Below are 16,312 nucleotides of genomic sequence, written 5' to 3'. Positions count from 1 at the left end.
ATTGAATATACGTCATCACCTTTTTCATAGGAATAAGTATAAACCAATGTCCTCGGAAAATAGTTATATTTGTGTATATTTGTAATACTAAATCTTACATACATAACAACTTTTTATGAGAAAGTTTTGTTAAAGAATAATGTTGATAATCAAGATCTAAGTTTAACAGAGCTTATGAGAAAGCTCGTTCGATAGCCATAGGTCAAATATATTCATTTTGACTGATTCATGGGGGGAGGACTACATTTGTTTCAACCACTAGAAGATCCCGTCATCATATTTGCATTAACAATGCTTCTTTTTTTTATTACACCAATGATAATGAAAAAATTACGTATCCCTGGAATTATTGGGCCTATACTTGCTGGTATTATCGTTGGACCTAACGTATTAAATATTTTAGAAAGAGATCAAACGATTATTTTGTTAGGTACTGTTGGATTACTTTTTATTATTTTTATTGCTGGCTTAGAATTGGACATAGATGGTTTTAAAAAATATAGGCATCGAAGTGTGTTATTTGGAACCTTATCCTTTATCATTCCATTTATTATTGGAACTTTCTTTGCATTATTCTTAGGCTATAGCTTGGCGGCGTCCATTTTAATTGGTTCCATAGTTGGATCACACACATTACTGGGATACCCCATTGCTAGTAGACTTGGAGTTTCAAAAAACAAGGCGGTCACTACTGCAGTAGGGGGTACACTTCTTACTGATACACTTGCATTATTAGTTCTTGCAGTTATTGTGGGTGCAGCACAAGGTCAATTATCCTTTCATTTCTGGACCACCTTAGTCATTTCATTAATCATTTTTGTGTTTGTTGTATTGTGGGGAACACCCTATTTATCTCGATGGTATTTTAAAAATTTCAACCCAGAAGGAACAAGTGAATTCACTTATGTGATGGTTGTGTTATTTGGAGCTGGTTTTTTAGCATTAGTCGCTGGGATGCAACCAATCATTGGCGCTTTTTTAGCAGGGCTCGCACTAAATCGATTTATTATCGACCAAGGTCCTTTAATGAATAGGATCCGTTTTGTTGGAAACGCACTGTTTATCCCCTTTTTCCTATTGTCAGTTGGATTACTTATGGATTTAAGTGTGTTGTTCAGCGATCCCCGTTCTTGGTTAGTGACTGGCCTAATACTCTTAGCTGTTTTTATTGGAAAAATTTCAGCTCCCTTTATTACAAGTAAAATTTATAATTATCATTCAATCGAAACAAAAGTAATGTTCGGTTTGACAATTCCTCAAGCTGCTGCAACTCTAGCTGCAACTTTGGTGGGTTATGATGTTGGACTGTTAGATCAAGCAACTGTAAATGCTGTTATTATCATGATTTTAATCACCTGTATTATAGGTCCATATCTTGTGGAGAAATATGGAAGGAGACTTGCAGTTAGTGAAGAGTTAAAGCCATATGTGAGGAAAGAAGGCCCTGAAAGAATTTTAATTCCCCTTTCTAATCCGGAAACAATGGAGTCCCTATTAGATTTATCTTTTATCATTAAGTCTGTTTCTGATGATCAACCGCTTTACCCACTGACTGTTGTACAAAAAGAGGTTGGAAATGCAGAAGGAGAGGTTGCAAAAGCTGAGAAAATGCTAGGCCATGCTGTTATGTATGCCTCAGGGGCAGAGATGCCTGTCCGTTTACTCACGAAAGTGGATTTAAACATATCAGATGGTATTGTCCGTGCCATTGCTGAAGAAAGGATTAATATTGTTGTAGCAGGTTGGGATGCTGAACCAACTAGCAGGCAATTGTATGGGAGTGTAATTGACCGTTTCATTCAACGGACTAATCAAGCAGTCTTAGTTACAAAAATAGATCACCCCTTAAATACAACAAATCGAGTAGTGGTCATTATTCCACAAAGTTCAAGGTACAAACCTGGTTTTCACCATGCAATGATAAAGATAAAGAAAATTGCTAGCAGACTTAATGTAGGTTTGCTATGTGTTATTATTAATGACCAGTCTGGGCATTATGCAGATGATATGAAGGGAATAAAACCGAATCCACCAACGACCTTGATGACTACAGATAGTTGGACACACTTTTATGAAGAGGTAGTTCCCATGTTGAAGGAAGAGGACTTAATTATTATATTGAGTGCAAGAAAGGGAACGATTGCCTGGCATCCTCAGCTTGAAAGACTTCCGAAAATGTTAGCAAAAAAAGAACAGGAAAGTTTTATCGTCTTTTATCCTGCAGAAGAGGAAGAAGTAGATGTAAGGGGAAGTCGTGGTACAGAAGTTCCAAAAGACTTTTTCTTCACGAATTACGGGGATTGAGGCTTATCAGCCGCCCGCGGTAAAGAAGACACAGCGAAGAATGAGCTGATGTCGCACTTATGCCTGTGGTAAAAGGGAAGTAGATGGAGGTCATATCAACACCTAATATACGGAATCAGGATAAAATTAAAATATCAGTCCGCATTTTGATAAATGCGGACTGAAGAATGTAAAGATTGATCATTAACCTATCATTGAATCGATGTTTTTAAATTCTAGCTCTTTAAATTTAGCGATCATTTTTTCACGGTCTACATTAAAAATAGCTTTTTCTATTTCACAGCTCACGTCTACTTCACAATGGATTTTGGCAAGTTTACGTGAGAGGTGTAGCATCTCAAGATCATTTTCTATTTTAGTACGTTGACCTTTTGTTAGTGAAGGGAGGTTTTCTAGAATCCCTTCAATGGACTCATAATTCTTTAATAGATTAACTGCCGTTTTTTCTCCAATTCCTTTTACTCCAGGATAGTTATCACTGCTGTCACCCATTAAGGCTTTCAAATCAACCATTTGATTTGGAGCGATTCCGACTTCATTAAAAAATGAATCTTCCTTGTAATAACCATAATTACCATAGCCCTTTTTAAGAATAATAACGTGAATATTTTCTTCGATTAGCTGTAAAATATCTTTGTCTCCAGTTAAGATAAGGACTTCAGAATCTGCTTTATAATGTTGGGCTAATGTGCCAATACAATCATCAGCTTCATATCCTGCTAGGCCTACGTTTGGAATATCTAGAGACTCTACTACTTCTTTTACAAGATCAAATTGTGGAATTAATTCTACAGGTGGCTCCCCGCGATTTCCTTTATAATCAGGGTAAAGCTCTGTTCTAAAAGTTTTGCTGCCCATATCCCAACAGCAAATGACATGGCTAGGTTTATATGTGTTCACAGCAGTAAATAAATGCTTAATGAAACCGTGAATGGCATTTGTAGGAACACCTTTACTATTAACCATAAAATAGCCACTCATAGCAGTTGCATAGAAAGATCTAAATAATAAAGCCATTCCATCTACGAGCATGACTTTGTTTTTTTCCATAAGAAACACCTCTTTATTCAATAATCTTGTATATTATATCAAATAGAAGGGGCAAACTGTTGTTTTTTTGTCTATTGGCATATTTTATATATTTAGTAAACGTCCTTATTGCGGGTGCGTACTCTTGTATTTGTTCACACAGAAAGTAAAAAATAAATAAGATGGAACTTTTCTTTGTTTCAACCGTATAATTTCTTGTACATGATATAAACTAAAGCAATTTATTTGAGTGGAGGATTTTATGAATTTAATTAGTCAGCACCCTTATGTTACAACGGAGCGGGTCGTCACTCCTTTAGATCAAAAGAATATAGAAACAAACTGTGTGATGAAATTATATGATGAGAAAATTGTTACTGCCAAAAAGGAATTTCTACTACATACAGTCATTGATATGTCTTTTAAACAAATTAGGGGAGAGGAAGGCTTTTTATATTTACATACGAATCAGGGGGTTTTTAGCTATAATGTAAAAGAAAATCCAAATGAATTTATTAAGGTATTTAAGGAAGTAAAAAACTCATGAACGTGGATCTTTCATGAGTTTTTTTTACAAAGCCTGCAACCTATCTATCTTGTAAAGCAAATTTGTTGATAAGAAAAGAACCGAGCAATTTGCCCGGTTTTTCTTTGTGTTTATTCTTTTTCTTTATGCCAAATAAGGCCAAGAGTACCTTCTCCTGCATGAACTGCAATTGAGGAGCTGATATCCCCGATGACAATATCTATATTAGGGAGATGTTCCTTGATTTTATTACTTAATTCTTCAGCTTTTTCAAGAGTATTCCCATGCATGATCTGTACTTGCTTTATGTTATGCTCCCTATAAGATTGTTTTAAGAGTTCTATGATTCTATTAATTGCTTTTTTCTCTGAACGAACCTTTTCAAAGAGCTCTATTTCTCCATTTTTAGTGATCTGAATGATCGGTTTGATCTGGAGGACACTTCCTAGGAGGAATTGTGCCCCATTCATTCGACCACCTTTATAAAATTGATCAAGGTTCCCTAATAAAATATAGTTTACTGAGTTTTTCGTTTCCTCTCTTAAACGATTAGCAATCTCCTTTACATCTACCCCTTGCTTCTCCAACTCGATTCCCTTTTTTAGTAGTGTCGTAATCGCGTATGAAATGGAGTGAGAATCTACAACTTCCACATCAAAATGAGCCATATCCTTTCCAGCTACTGAACTGTCCAATGTTCCACTAAGTTTACTAGAAATATGAATAGCGATGGCGCAATCGTATTCTTCTTTTATTTTGTCATATAACTCAGCAAACTTACCTACAGAAGGTTGGGAGGTTTTGGGTATATTTTTCTCTTCACGTAGACGTTTATATAATTCTTCAGTTGTCAGATCAACACCATCCTCATAAACTTGATCTTCAAACATAATAACAATGGGTAAATGGTACACATCAGGGTGATCTAGTAAATCTTGTGTAAGGTAGGCAGTTGAGTCTGTCACCCAAGCAATCTTCTTTTTCTTCATAATAAATGCTCCTTTTCAAAAAGATTATAAGTACTAGTTCGAGAATATCTCTTGTTATTATAGAAAGTGTTTTGTATTCATTATATATAGTACCTGATACTATTACCACATATTTATTTCTAGTAATATAAAATATGGTTATTTTTCTTTATCAAAGTTAGTGATTGTAAGAATCATAAGGTTGTCTATTTAAACTTACGCACCAAACGCCCTCATTCATGCATAGTTTAATCTGAATAAGTTTTATATTCAGGAGGATTTTTAAAATGGATTATCCAAAATATCCGTATTATAGCATGGAGAAAGAATGTAAAGATAAGCCAATGTCTTTTTATCCTCAACACCAAGAGCACCACCCAGGAGTTGAGTCTATGATGGTTCCACGTCCAATCTTCGAGAATCCAAATTATCATGGAAGTGGCAAGTTAGATGGAAAGGTAGCGATCATCTCTGGTGGTGATAGTGGCATAGGGAGGGCAGTCGCAATTGCTTACGCTAAGGAAGGGGCATCTATCGTCATCCCTTACTTATGTGAGCATGGAGATGCAGAGGAAACAAAATTTCGAATCGAGCAATTAGGTCAACGGTGCTTGTTGATTCCAGGTGACTTAAAAGAGGAAAGTATGTCAAAAAGAGCGATTGAGCAGACAATGGCTTCTTTTGGTCGCATTGATATTTTAGTCAATAATCATGCTGTTCAATATGTTCAAGATAGTATTCTTGATATATCAGCAGAACAGTTAGATCATACTTTCAGGACAAATATTTACTCGTTTTTTTATCTAACAAAGGCAGCGCTACCTTATATGAAAAAGGGAAGTACCATTATTAATACTACATCGGTTACTGCATATAAGGGGAATGTAGACCTAATCGATTATTCTGCAACAAAAGGGGCAATTGTAGCCTTTACAAGGTCCTTGTCTTTATCGCTACAAAAGGAAGGGATAAGGGTGAACGGCGTGGCACCTGGTCCGATTTGGACACCTTTAATTCCATCGAGCTTTTCAGCGGAGAAAGTGAAGGAATTTGGAGTTGATACGCCAATGAAGCGACCAGGGCAACCGTTCGAGCTTGCGCCAACCTACGTTTATCTGGCTTCAGATGATTCTAAATATGTATCTGGTCAAGTGTTGCATGTTAACGGTGGTGAAATAACAGGTTCTTAAAAAAACGTTAAAATAGCTTTAAGGGAAGAGACGCCAAGGGAAATAGTATTTACCTATAGCTCGAGTCTCTTCCTAAAAAGCTTCATTCATCTGGGAATTATTATGGTTTTTAAACCACTGGTTCATGCCCAATGATATAGTCTTCTGGAAAATTTGGAATCATCCCGTGAACGAGATGGAGGTCAGATCCACATATTGCTGTACTAGTAATTTTCACTAAAACATCATCATTTTTTTCTTACTTAGCGTTTGGGACTTCTTTTACTTTAACGTCCTTTACACCTTGATAAGTAACTGCTTTCATAGTATTCTCCTTAAAAGTTATTGTTTTATAAAAGATATTTTGTTAATAGATAATAGATTATGTAAAGTGTGATTGGCTCGACCCTAGGAGTTAGAGATAAATACAGTTTCTTCATATTTTGCCCAAATATGCTATACTAATAAAATTGATATGTATTAGGTAAAAAAGATATTTACAAACATTGAAAATGTAATGGAGGATAAAGAAATGAGAAAAGCATGGTTAGTTATAACACTTTTATTAGTTGTATTAATGGGTTGTCAAACGGATCAGGTTGAGGAAAATGATGAAGCCGACACAGATACAGACACATCGGAAGTTGGGGAAGATACTACATATACAGTAACAGATGACTTAGGAGATGCCTTCACTTTTGAGGAGGTACCTGAAACAGTCGTTTCCTTGACACCTAGTAATACAGAAATTTTATTCGCCTTAGGACAAGGAGATAAAGTTGTTGGTGTAACGGAATATGATAATTATCCTGAAGAGGCTTTGGATATTGAAAATGTATCAGATGCCCTGCATATCAATGAGGAGCGAATTATTGAATTAGATCCAGACGTGATTTTTGCATATACAATTGGCAATCAGGAACTTCTGCAATCTATTAAAGCTGCTGGTATTCCTGTATTTGTTATTTCCGATGCCTTGACGATTGATGATGTATACAATGATATCATTCAAATTGCAGAGGTTATGGGGGTAGAAGAACAGGGAGAAGCGTTAGTTCAAGATATTCAAGCGGAGATGGAGGAAGTTGAGCAATTAGTAAATTCAGTAGAGGAAACACCATCTGTCTATTTTGAAATTAGCCCAAGTCCTGATATTTATACAATAGGAGCAAATACATTTCAACAAGCGGTATTAGAGGCTGCTGGGGTAGAGAATGTATTTGGAGATGTTGAAGGGTGGATACCTGTCAATGAAGAAGATGTAGTGGAAAGAAATCCCGATATAATTATTACTACAGTTAATTTTACTGATGACCCTGAAGGAGAAATAATGAGCCGTTCAGGTTGGAGTGGGATTACTGCAGTAGAAAACGGAGAAGTGTTCCTTGTTGATTCAGATATAATGTCTCGTCCTGGTCCACGGATTGGTCAAGCTGTGAGAATTTTAGCGGAGACAGTTTACCCAGAGCTGACAAATGAATAGAGAATAAGTGTGCTAAAGCTTAATGGAGATCAGGCCGATTTTCCATTAAGCTTCTTTTTTATTTTTCGATGAGCATTCTATCTCACGTGAGTTTCTTGCTTTTGCACATTTTCACGTTCGATAAGCGTCCTATCTCACGTGAGTTTCATGATTTTGCTCAATTTCGCGTTCGATGAGCATTCTATCTCACGTGAGTTTCTAACTTTTGCTCAATTTCGCGTTCGATAAGCATCCTATCTCACGTGAGTTTCTTGCTTTTGTTTAATTTCGCGTTCGATAAGCATCCTATCTCACGTGAGTTTCTTGCTTTTGTTTAATTTCGCGTTCGATAAGCATCCTATCTCACGTGAGTTTCTTGCTTTTGTTTAATTTCGCGTTCGATAAGCATCCTATCTCACGTGAGTTTCTTGCTTTTGTTTAATTTCGCGTTCGATAAGCATCCTATCTCACGTGAGTTTCTTGCTTTTGTTTAATTTCGCGTTCGATAAGCATCCTATCTCACGTGAGTTTCTTGCTTTTGTTTAATTTCGCGTTCGATAAGCATCCTATCTCACGTGAGTTTCTTGCTTTTGTTTAATTTCGCGTTCGATAAGCATCCTATCTCACGTGAGTTTCTTGCTTTTGTTTAATTTCGCGTTCGATAAGCATCCTATCTCACGTGAGTTTCTTGCTTTTGTTTAATTTCGCGTTCGATAAGCATCCTATCTCACGTGAGTTTCTTGCTTTTGTTTAATTTCGCGTTCGATAAGCATCCTATCTCACGTGAGTTTCTTGCTTTTGTTTAATTTCGCGTTCGATAAGCATCCTATCTCACGTGAGTTTCTTGCTTTTGTTTAATTTCGCGTTCGATAAGCATCCTATCTCACGTGAGTTTCTTGCTTTTGTTTAATTTCGCGTTCGATAAGCATCCTATCTCACGTGAGTTTCTTGCTTTTGTTTAATTTCGCGTTCGATAAGCATCCTATCTCACGTGAGTTTCTTGCTTTTGTTTAATTTCGCGTTCGATAAGCATCCTATCTCACGTGAGTTTCTTGCTTTTGTTTAATTTCGCGTTCGATAAGCATCCTATCTCACGTGAGTTTCTTGCTTTTGTTTAATTTCGCGTTCGATAAGCATCCTATCTCACGTGAGTTTCTTGCTTTTGTTTAATTTCGCGTTCGATAAGCATCCTATCTCACGTGAGTTTCTTGCTTTTGTTTAATTTCGCGTTCGATAAGCATCCTATCTCACGTGAGTTTCTTGCTTTTGTTTAATTTCGCGTTCGATAAGCATCCTATCTCACGTGAGTTTCTTGCTTTTGTTTAATTTCGCGTTCGATAAGCATCCTATCTCACGTGAGTTTCTTGCTTTTGTTTAATTTCGCGTTCGATAAGCATCCTATCTCACGTGAGTTTCTTGCTTTTGTTTAATTTCGCGTTCGATAAGCATCCTATCTCACGTGAGTTTCTTGCTTTTGTTTAATTTCGCGTTCGATAAGCATCCTATCTCACGTGAGTTTCTTGCTTTTGTTTAATTTCGCGTTCGATAAGCATCCTATCTCACGTGAGTTTCTTACTTTTGTTCAATTTCGCGTTCGATAAGCGTCCTATCTCACGTGAGTTTCTTGCTTTTGCTCAATTTCGCGTTCGATAAGCGTCCTATCTCACGTGAGTTTCTTTCTTTTGTTCTTTACATATCCAAACCAATATAGAAGATTTACTTAATATTTCCTTGGGACCTTGAATACAGATAGAAGAGAGTGAAAGGAGACAAGTATCATAACTTTTTCAGAAACATTATTCACTCTAGCTCATGCCGTTCCCTTATAATATATCTATATAGCTGCCAATACATAATCAGGAGGGAGAAAATGAAAATATCTGTCATTCGAGTTTCAAATGCAAAGAAAAGTTCAGCTTTTAAAAAACTAGGACTAATGATTGGCATTATCCTTATATTATGGTTAGTAATTTATTTTTTTCCTGTATCTGAAAGGCCTATGAAACCATTTTTCGAAAATGAAGGTCCTATGGTGATTGCACACCAAGGAGGTGAACATTTAGCTCCCTCCAATACACTTGAAGCATTCCATCAGGCTGTAGAAATGGGCGTAGATGCTCTAGAGTTTGATATTCATATGACTAAGGATGGTCATCTTGTTGCAATCCACGACAATACTGTTGACAGGACTACAAATGGAACAGGGAGAGTAAATGATTTAACTTTGGATGAGATTCAGGAACTTGATGCAGGATATTACTTTCAGGATTTAAGTGGGGATTATAGTTTTCGTGGCAAGGGAGTGAAAGTACCTACAGTTGAGGAATTATTCGAATCCATTCCAGATATGCGCTGGGTAATTGAGATTAAAGCTACGAATGACCCAGAACTGTACGAGCCCATCGGCGAAAAATTGTGGGAATTAATTCAACAATATCGATTAGAAGATAATGTGTTAATCGCATCTTTTGATCAAGACATTACGGAAATGGTTACTAATATATCAAGTGGAAGGGTAGCGATGGGGGGTGGAAGACGAGAAATAACGAAATTTGTTGTGTTCCACAAATTATTTTTAAACTCCTTATACCGCCCACAGGCAGAAGCAATTCAAATTCCAACCGAGGAAGGGCGCTTTAATTTAAAAGATGCCAAACTCATTCGTGGAGCTGACCGCCGAGGGATGGACGTTCATTATTGGACAATCAATGATAAAGATGAGATGAGAGAGCTTATTGATCTTGGGGCAGACGGGATTATCACCGATAGGCCAGATCTTATGATAGAGTTATTAGAGGAAGAATATTAAAGTGTAATCCTTTGGGACTGAAAAAGATTAATTTACTTTTTTCAGTCCCTTTTTATATCAACGCTTTATGACTGCAATAAGTGCAGGGGAATCGATAGACCATTTTTCAAAGTTATAACTTCCATGGAATTCCCAATTAGTAAAATTAGATTTTTGTAATATAGAATGAAAATCTTCCATTTTGATTGGTAAAAGTTTTGTTTTACTTTCGAAGGTGATGGTTTTTCCTGTTTCCTGTTTCTTTGATAATTTCATTTTGAATGAAAGGTTTTCCCCGATTTTTTCATAAAAACGTTGAAATTCAATGCCTTTATCAGCATTATTAATTTTAGGTAACTCCGTAATGTTTTCCTCTATAATCCTATCGTAATTTACAATTTGAATAATGAAGTTCCCTCCAGGTTTTAAGCGGGAATAGCAGTCGTTAAGCACCTTCACCATTTCTATTTCATTAAAAAGGTGGACAAACGTATTTCCTATACAGTAGATTGCATCAAAAGAATTTGTGTGGGGGAGCAATGATATGTCCTTCATGTCTAGTTGAAGGGTTTCTATTCCTGATAGGCTTAACTCAGAAGCTTTTTGTTGCATATTTTTTACCATAAGCTCGTTATTGTCAGTTGCCACTACGTTCATCCCTTTTCTTGCAAATGCGATGGCTTCTTCCCCTGTTCCTGCTCCTAAATCAAGAATATGTTGACCTTGTTTATCATTCATCACTTTTCCAATAAAACTAACAGCCTTTTTGTTTAATTTGAAGATATCGTCATAATAAGTACTAAGTGTTGTGTAAAAATCCATATCGCATACCTCCTCCATTTTATTGAACCATGATGAACTATTTTAAGCAGTGATACAACTCACTTTCCTATGGAAATGTATGTATGTCCTCACTCGAACCATGTATAATAATGGGGAAGGATGGGGTTATATGATTAAGAAAATGCTAAGACGGATATTGGTTACATTTCTAATAATCTGTATTGTTATCATCGCATTTCATCTAAGTACTAAAAGTCTTCGTTATGAAAACTTTGATGCTGATACTAAGAATGTGGTTGATGAAGATTATTTTTATTTTATAAGTGATTCTGAAGTAGTAGAAGCCATTGAACTAGGAATGGCAGCGGCTGACATAATAGATCAGTATATCATTCCCTATGAGCCATCAAATTCATCTGAGAATAAGGTAAAAGAGGATACGAGCTTCGCATTTATTGAGACGCCTTTTTTAACTACTGTTAACTTGGCTAGAAAGACATTTCATCAGTTTGGACGGGAAGTGCTTGTATCAGAAGTAAAAGGTAACCTCAATCATAACTTCCTTCCTTTACATGTTCGTTTTGAAGGAAATAAGGGGTATGTTTACGATATTATATTAAATCAAGAGAATAGAGAAATTGAGCCAGTAAAAGTAGAGAAAGTGGGTAATGGGGGCATGACAACTGTCACTTATCTTACTGATGATATAGATTTTACGAAAGAAGCGATTTTGAAAGTAGTGGATCCACTAAATCCATCGCAAAGAATTACGTTTCGACTAGACTTCCGAGATTATAGGTAAAGAGGTAGACTGAAGAAAATGATAAAGTTGATAAGACTGGTGCAAGGGTGATAACTGTCTCTTCTTTCTCGAGAATAAAAAACGCTCAGAGATCGCTCTCTGGGCGTTAGTCGTAGGATTCATAGTCTTCAATTAGTTCAGGATAATTTTCGATCATGTAGTTGGTAACCTCATCTTCAAACAGCCAATACAAACGATTTTCATAATCTACGTCAGTCTCATCTGCTTCAGAGGCATGTTCTTGTTCATATGTGCCCTTTACTTCCTCCCAAATGAAAAATTTCAAATAACGTAGTTCCAATCCCCTTACATACAGATCACTATTCTCACTTTCTAATTCATTTAATAATACAGTTGTACGTAGATCCTCTGATTCAAGTATATTTTCAGCTTCTATAAAAGTAAGGAAATTATTTTCATCGTAGTGAAAATCAGCAGTTGCTTCGGCTACTGAGATCCAAGCCATCAACTCACGAGCTTCCCACTCAGCATTTGCATCTTGTTCCTCTTCATTTGCAAATTGATCTCCTAAAAGACTGAAATAGTAATCATTTAGCAGTGCTTGATCAAACAAGGCGTTTTCGTTTAGTTCAGAAAAAGATCCAGTAAAATCAATATCTTCAATAGCTTGTTTAGCACTGGATATTAATTCCTCTTGATCATACTCTTCAATAGAATATAACTCTCCAGCTTCATCTTCTCCTTGAGAGATATTGATTGAGTCCGTAATTCCTTCATTAACCTCAGCAGAATCACGAGTGTCAGTGATCTGGGCATCTAAAGACGGTGCTTCCCCGAAATGATCAGGTTCATTTGAATATAAGTAAAGTAATATAGATGATAAAATAATAAGTAAAATTGCTCCGATGCTTAAATAAATCACTTTGTTTTTTGTCATTGGTTCACCTCTGATGCACCTTAGATATTAAAAGGTAGAGTATGTAATTGATTATCTCTATTATAATGGATTATATTCTGAAACGGAACATCTATAATTATAGTATAAACAATAATACATGAAATGAATACGAAAGACTCCCAGGTGTGAAGAAATGAAAATTATAGGCTAATGTAATATAGGTAAATATCTACACATTTCATTTTTCTAGGCATACAATGACATTGAAATATAGAGGAGGGAATCGTTATGTACAATCAGAGTCATCAATACAACGAACAAGAGAGACATGGCGGTAACGTCGAGTATGTGTCATTATATGACCCATTTGTATATCAAACATTACAATCAGTATTAGGTAGGCATGTTGTTGTTGAAACAAGTAAAGGTAGTATCCGTGGAAAACTGGCTGATGTAAAACCAGATCATGTAACTATACAAACGAAAGAAGCGACTTTTTTTATACGTACACAAGAAATTGTTTGGGTTATGCCGTCTTAATTTGAATTGACCATTGAATGATGCTGTAAGTGAGTGGGGGCTCAATTACAGCATCCCTTTAAACATCACGTTCTACTATTCTATTAATTCATAATCTGTTAAGTGGACAAACTCATACCCTTTTTCAATGAGGATTGGTATAGCTTCTTGTACACCTGCTGCTGTGCCACTTTCTGGTCGATTCATGTGAAGAAGGGCAATGGATCCAGGGGTAGCATTGACTAATGCATTGGTTACTTGGCTTGAGGTAAAGGTAGCACCAGCATCGCCTAGTATATTGAAATTTACTGTGGTTAAACCTAAATCTTCTACTATTTGTACTGCGATGTCATCATAAAAAGCAGTTCCTGAGCGAAAATAGGAGGGGGACTTCCCTGTTAATTCAGTTATGAGATTTTGATTGCCCATCACTTCCTCTATCACTTCACTTACAGAATTTGTTGCTGCGATGCCCCAAGCAGTCCCTCCATTTATTGAAAGGGGGAGATGCTCGGTACCATGATTTTCTATAGTAAACAATTTGTCATTACTTAATTCCATAAATGTTTCTTTATTTTCTTTAATCCAGCGTGTATTGAAAAATAACGTGGCTGGTATTTCTTCAGATCTTAAATAAGATATCAATTCCTCATCATACCCACTACCATAAGTACCACCACAGGCATCGAAGGTAAGGGCTATTACTTTATCATCAGTGTTTAACCGATTCTTCACACCTGACACATGTTCTCCCCATTCGCTTGAATGTAAAGACTTGTTCTCCCATTTCCTCAACACTTCATCGGTAGATATACTTTCAGCTTCATTGAAGTAAAATGGCTCGAAATAATCTAACTCTCTGTCATTTGATTCCTTATGTGGATGGGAAGCCATATAGAGTGGTAGATTACTAGTTGGCGATGATTTATCACTCGTAGGTAGTATAACCAATAGAATAGATAATGATATTGTGATTAGTATAAACGTTATTTTAATGCTGTTTTTCATAGATATTCCCCCACCATAAGCACGATTGACTGAATCCCAAATTGCTAACAATCATGGACATGTTTTCATGATCAACGATATAATAATCATATCAATGCTTGAATTTTTACACAATACATCAATGGGGTGAAATGATGGAACGAAATGTTGTCTCAGAGGAGTATATAAATCTACAAAAGGGAATTATGGATGAACAAGTAAATATTAAAGATATGATTAATAAAAAATTAGTCTATGAGTTGGATAAAGGAAGTTTAAATTTAGAATCTCCTGTACTTCCACAAATGAAAATATCTCCAGTACCAGTTCCTTTATTTCGTCATGCAGTTGAGAGTATCAGTCATGTTGTAATAAAACATAATCCTGATATAACAGAAGAATTTATCACTAAAGTAAGAGGTTTAGGCGATGAGACCGTGCTGAATTGGATTAAAGGAACTATTACCTTTGACATGGTATACTTTCAAAACTTCTCTAGGGAAAATAAGATTATGGACCCGTCTGTTCCACATTTTCTGGCAGAACAGTCATTGCGTCCGTTCATGCAAGTACTAGGAGAGCGATGTGCTTCATTCATAAACGACATAGATGTTATGGGAATTTGTCCATGCTGTGGAGAAACATTGAGGCTGGCGATTTTGCAGAATGACGGTGAAAAGTACTTATTCTGTCCTCGGTGTGAATCTATGTGGTTACAGAAAAAAATGGAGTGTGTTCATTGTGGAGATGATGACTATGAGAATTTATTTTATGTAACTGTAGAAGAGGACACAACATCTAAATTAGAAGTGTGTAAAACATGCAGAAACTATTTGAAGTTAGTAGTAGAAGCGGAAATGACCGGTGAAAAACAAGCAGCATTATTAGATTTAGAAACCATTCATTTGGACTTTGTTGCAGAGCAAGAAGGGTATGGAGAGAATAGGTAATGGAAAATAATTCATTCGTCACTGGTATAATTCTAGCTGGTGGGAAATCCTCTAGAATGGGGGAAAACAAAGCATTACTACAAATAAAGGGCACTTCAGTAATAGAGAATATTGCTCAGGAAATTGACAAGGTTGTTGATGAAGTGATCATTGTTGCAAATCATCCAAAGGAATATGATTTTTTAAATTTAAAGATCGTTGAAGACATTTATAAGGGGAAGGGACCTTTAGGTGGTTTACAATCTGGGCTATGGACATCGAATACGGAATGGAACTTAATTTTAGCTTGTGACCTTCCATTCGTTAGTACAAAAACAGCTATGTATTTAATCAGACGGCTATATAATTTTTATCAAAAGCCTAATTTAGCAGTCATCCCGAAGATAAATGGAAGGATTCACCCATTATTCGGGTTGTACCATAAAGATGTATTACAAAAGGTTAAGTTGAATATAAAAGAAGGCAATCTTAGAATGTTAGATTTATTAGAGCAAATTAAGGCAGACTACGTAACAGAGCAAGATTTTAAGAACGGTGGCTTTAGTGATCTCGAAATAGAGAGGTCCTTTTATAATATGAATTATCCAGAGGATTATAAAAAATTTTCAACTGATTCTCGTTATGATCCAAAGAAAGGGGATGGTGCTGATTAAGATATTTACTGACTACTACAACAATAAAGTAAACTTTTCAACGGAAGATCATCCTTTTTCAAAGGAACCGAAGCATGTGTGGGTCATTTGTCGATTGGGAAGTGACTGGTTATTAACAAGGCATTCCTCAAGGGGGATAGAGTTTCCAGGTGGAAAAGTAGAAGTTGGTGAGACTGCTGAAGAAGCTGCGATAAGGGAAGTTTACGAGGAAACTGGCGGAAAAGTGAAAGATCTATTTTATATTGGTCAATATAAAGTAGAAGGTAAGACAGAAGTTGTAATTAAAAATGTTTACTATGCATTAATTGGGGATCTTATAGAAAAAAGTGATTATCATGAAACGGAAGGTCCATTACTTTTAAATAGCTTACCTGCTAATATTCGGTCTAAGAATAATTATAGCTTCATTATGAAAGATGATGTGCTTGAATTAAGCTTGACAGAAGTGATGAAACGTTACTTAAGTTTCCCGAGTAAAACAAGATAAAAGAAAAGGGAGGCTCTCAGCTGTAG

The 16,312-nt window shown here is 36.1% G+C and carries 15 protein-coding genes and 1 pseudogene; 10 read left to right on the top strand and 6 right to left on the bottom strand.

Going from position 1 to position 16,312, the window contains the following annotated elements; all coding sequences use genetic code 11:
- Positions 1 to 246 precede the first annotated feature (246 nt).
- Positions 247 to 2,304, top strand: coding sequence for a cation:proton antiporter (locus tag BW724_RS16680; protein WP_235848996.1), 2,058 nt, complete (start codon positions 247 to 249; stop codon positions 2,302 to 2,304).
- A gap of 183 nt (positions 2,305 to 2,487) precedes the next feature.
- Here the strand turns inward: BW724_RS16680 and BW724_RS16675 are convergent, their stop codons facing one another.
- Positions 2,488 to 3,354 (bottom strand): 5'-3' exonuclease, encoded by an 867-nt coding sequence (locus BW724_RS16675; protein ID WP_088076300.1) that lies wholly within the window; start codon positions 3,352 to 3,354, stop codon positions 2,488 to 2,490.
- Between the two features lie 241 nt (positions 3,355 to 3,595).
- On the opposite strand from BW724_RS16675, the gene BW724_RS16670 reads away from it, so the two are divergent.
- A complete protein-coding gene (locus BW724_RS16670; RefSeq protein WP_088076299.1) occupies positions 3,596 to 3,880 on the top strand; it encodes a hypothetical protein in 285 nt (94 codons plus the stop codon).
- Positions 3,881 to 3,990: 110 nt separating this feature from the next.
- On the opposite strand, the gene BW724_RS16665 is transcribed toward BW724_RS16670, so the two are convergent.
- Positions 3,991 to 4,848 carry a DegV family protein gene (locus tag BW724_RS16665; RefSeq protein WP_088076298.1) on the bottom strand — a complete coding sequence of 286 codons (858 nt, stop codon included), beginning with the start codon at positions 4,846 to 4,848 and terminating at the stop codon, positions 3,991 to 3,993.
- A 266-nt stretch (positions 4,849 to 5,114) separates the two neighbouring features.
- Between BW724_RS16665 and BW724_RS16660 the strand changes: the two genes are divergently transcribed.
- A complete protein-coding gene (locus BW724_RS16660; protein WP_088076297.1) occupies positions 5,115 to 6,017 on the top strand; it encodes an SDR family oxidoreductase in 903 nt (300 codons plus the stop codon).
- Between the two features lie 115 nt (positions 6,018 to 6,132).
- On the opposite strand, the pseudogene BW724_RS16655 reads toward BW724_RS16660, so the two are convergent.
- Positions 6,133 to 6,321, bottom strand: a pseudogene (locus BW724_RS16655) (alcohol dehydrogenase catalytic domain-containing protein); the annotation flags it as partial.
- A 207-nt stretch (positions 6,322 to 6,528) separates the two neighbouring features.
- Between BW724_RS16655 and BW724_RS16650 the strand changes: the two are divergent.
- Together BW724_RS16650 and BW724_RS16645 are read left to right on the top strand one after the other, a co-directional pair.
- Positions 6,529 to 7,479 carry an ABC transporter substrate-binding protein gene (locus tag BW724_RS16650; protein ID WP_088076296.1) on the top strand — a complete coding sequence of 317 codons (951 nt, stop codon included), beginning with the start codon at positions 6,529 to 6,531 and terminating at the stop codon, positions 7,477 to 7,479.
- Between the two features lie 1,849 nt (positions 7,480 to 9,328).
- Complete coding sequence (locus BW724_RS16645) at positions 9,329 to 10,267, top strand: glycerophosphodiester phosphodiesterase family protein (protein ID WP_088076295.1); 939 nt, start codon at positions 9,329 to 9,331, stop codon at positions 10,265 to 10,267.
- A 57-nt stretch (positions 10,268 to 10,324) separates the two neighbouring features.
- Here BW724_RS16645 and BW724_RS16640 read toward each other — a convergent pair whose 3' ends face one another.
- Entirely contained in the window at positions 10,325 to 11,068 is a 744-nt protein-coding gene (locus BW724_RS16640) for a class I SAM-dependent methyltransferase (RefSeq protein WP_176371444.1), read from the bottom strand.
- Positions 11,069 to 11,198: 130 nt separating this feature from the next.
- Between BW724_RS16640 and BW724_RS16635 the strand changes: the two genes are divergently transcribed.
- Positions 11,199 to 11,831 carry a hypothetical protein gene (locus BW724_RS16635; RefSeq protein WP_088076293.1) on the top strand — a complete coding sequence of 211 codons (633 nt, stop codon included), beginning with the start codon at positions 11,199 to 11,201 and terminating at the stop codon, positions 11,829 to 11,831.
- A gap of 106 nt (positions 11,832 to 11,937) precedes the next feature.
- Here the strand turns inward: BW724_RS16635 and BW724_RS16630 are convergent, their stop codons facing one another.
- Complete coding sequence (locus BW724_RS16630) at positions 11,938 to 12,729, bottom strand: hypothetical protein (protein WP_088076292.1); 792 nt, start codon at positions 12,727 to 12,729, stop codon at positions 11,938 to 11,940.
- A 249-nt stretch (positions 12,730 to 12,978) separates the two neighbouring features.
- Here BW724_RS16630 and BW724_RS16625 point away from each other — a divergent pair, with 249 nt between their 5' ends.
- A complete protein-coding gene (locus BW724_RS16625; RefSeq protein WP_088076291.1) occupies positions 12,979 to 13,230 on the top strand; it encodes a YuzF family protein in 252 nt (83 codons plus the stop codon).
- A gap of 75 nt (positions 13,231 to 13,305) precedes the next feature.
- Here the strand turns inward: BW724_RS16625 and BW724_RS16620 are convergent, their stop codons facing one another.
- Positions 13,306 to 14,217 carry a polysaccharide deacetylase family protein gene (locus BW724_RS16620; protein ID WP_235848995.1) on the bottom strand — a complete coding sequence of 304 codons (912 nt, stop codon included), beginning with the start codon at positions 14,215 to 14,217 and terminating at the stop codon, positions 13,306 to 13,308.
- Positions 14,218 to 14,351: 134 nt separating this feature from the next.
- On the opposite strand from BW724_RS16620, the gene BW724_RS16615 reads away from it, so the two are divergent.
- From BW724_RS16615 to ytkD, 3 genes are read left to right on the top strand one after another with little or no spacing between them, the layout of a single operon-like run.
- Positions 14,352 to 15,146: a formate dehydrogenase accessory protein FdhE gene (locus tag BW724_RS16615; RefSeq protein ID WP_176371443.1), complete on the top strand. Its 795-nt coding sequence runs from the start codon at positions 14,352 to 14,354 to the stop codon at positions 15,144 to 15,146.
- Positions 15,146 to 15,799, top strand: a complete 654-nt coding sequence (gene mobA, locus BW724_RS16610; protein ID WP_088076289.1) for a molybdenum cofactor guanylyltransferase — start codon at positions 15,146 to 15,148, stop codon at positions 15,797 to 15,799. The genes BW724_RS16615 and mobA overlap by 1 nt, the downstream gene beginning before the upstream one ends.
- On the top strand, positions 15,786 to 16,286 hold the full coding sequence (gene ytkD / locus BW724_RS16605; protein WP_419178074.1) for an RNA deprotection pyrophosphohydrolase: 501 nt from the start codon (positions 15,786 to 15,788) through the stop codon (positions 16,284 to 16,286). The genes mobA and ytkD overlap by 14 nt, the downstream gene beginning before the upstream one ends.
- Positions 16,287 to 16,312: the final 26 nt, after the last annotated feature.

It is taken from the genome of Litchfieldia alkalitelluris (assembly GCF_002153425.1).
Taxonomy (GTDB): Bacteria; Bacillota; Bacilli; order Bacillales; family Salisediminibacteriaceae; genus Evansella; species Evansella alkalicola.
This window is presented reverse-complemented; position numbering and strand designations above follow the sequence as displayed.

Bases quoted from the DNA above. Each gene is read 5' to 3' on its own strand.
- BW724_RS16675 (WP_088076300.1), bottom strand. From the start codon at position 3,354: ATGGAAAAAAACAAAGTCATGCTCGTAGATGGAATGGCTTTATTATTT.
- BW724_RS16670 (WP_088076299.1), top strand. From the start codon at position 3,596: ATGAATTTAATTAGTCAGCACCCTTATGTTACAACGGAGCGGGTCGTC.
- BW724_RS16665 (WP_088076298.1), bottom strand. From the start codon at position 4,848: ATGAAGAAAAAGAAGATTGCTTGGGTGACAGACTCAACTGCCTACCTT.
- BW724_RS16660 (WP_088076297.1), top strand. From the start codon at position 5,115: ATGGATTATCCAAAATATCCGTATTATAGCATGGAGAAAGAATGTAAA.
- BW724_RS16650 (WP_088076296.1), top strand. From the start codon at position 6,529: ATGAGAAAAGCATGGTTAGTTATAACACTTTTATTAGTTGTATTAATG.
- BW724_RS16645 (WP_088076295.1), top strand. From the start codon at position 9,329: ATGAAAATATCTGTCATTCGAGTTTCAAATGCAAAGAAAAGTTCAGCT.
- BW724_RS16640 (WP_176371444.1), bottom strand. From the start codon at position 11,068: ATGGATTTTTACACAACACTTAGTACTTATTATGACGATATCTTCAAA.
- BW724_RS16635 (WP_088076293.1), top strand. From the start codon at position 11,199: ATGATTAAGAAAATGCTAAGACGGATATTGGTTACATTTCTAATAATC.
- BW724_RS16630 (WP_088076292.1), bottom strand. From the start codon at position 12,729: ATGACAAAAAACAAAGTGATTTATTTAAGCATCGGAGCAATTTTACTT.
- BW724_RS16625 (WP_088076291.1), top strand. From the start codon at position 12,979: ATGTACAATCAGAGTCATCAATACAACGAACAAGAGAGACATGGCGGT.
- BW724_RS16620 (WP_235848995.1), bottom strand. From the start codon at position 14,217: ATGAAAAACAGCATTAAAATAACGTTTATACTAATCACAATATCATTA.
- BW724_RS16615 (WP_176371443.1), top strand. From the start codon at position 14,352: ATGGAACGAAATGTTGTCTCAGAGGAGTATATAAATCTACAAAAGGGA.
- mobA (WP_088076289.1), top strand. From the start codon at position 15,146: ATGGAAAATAATTCATTCGTCACTGGTATAATTCTAGCTGGTGGGAAA.
- ytkD (WP_419178074.1), top strand. From the start codon at position 15,786: ATGGTGCTGATTAAGATATTTACTGACTACTACAACAATAAAGTAAAC.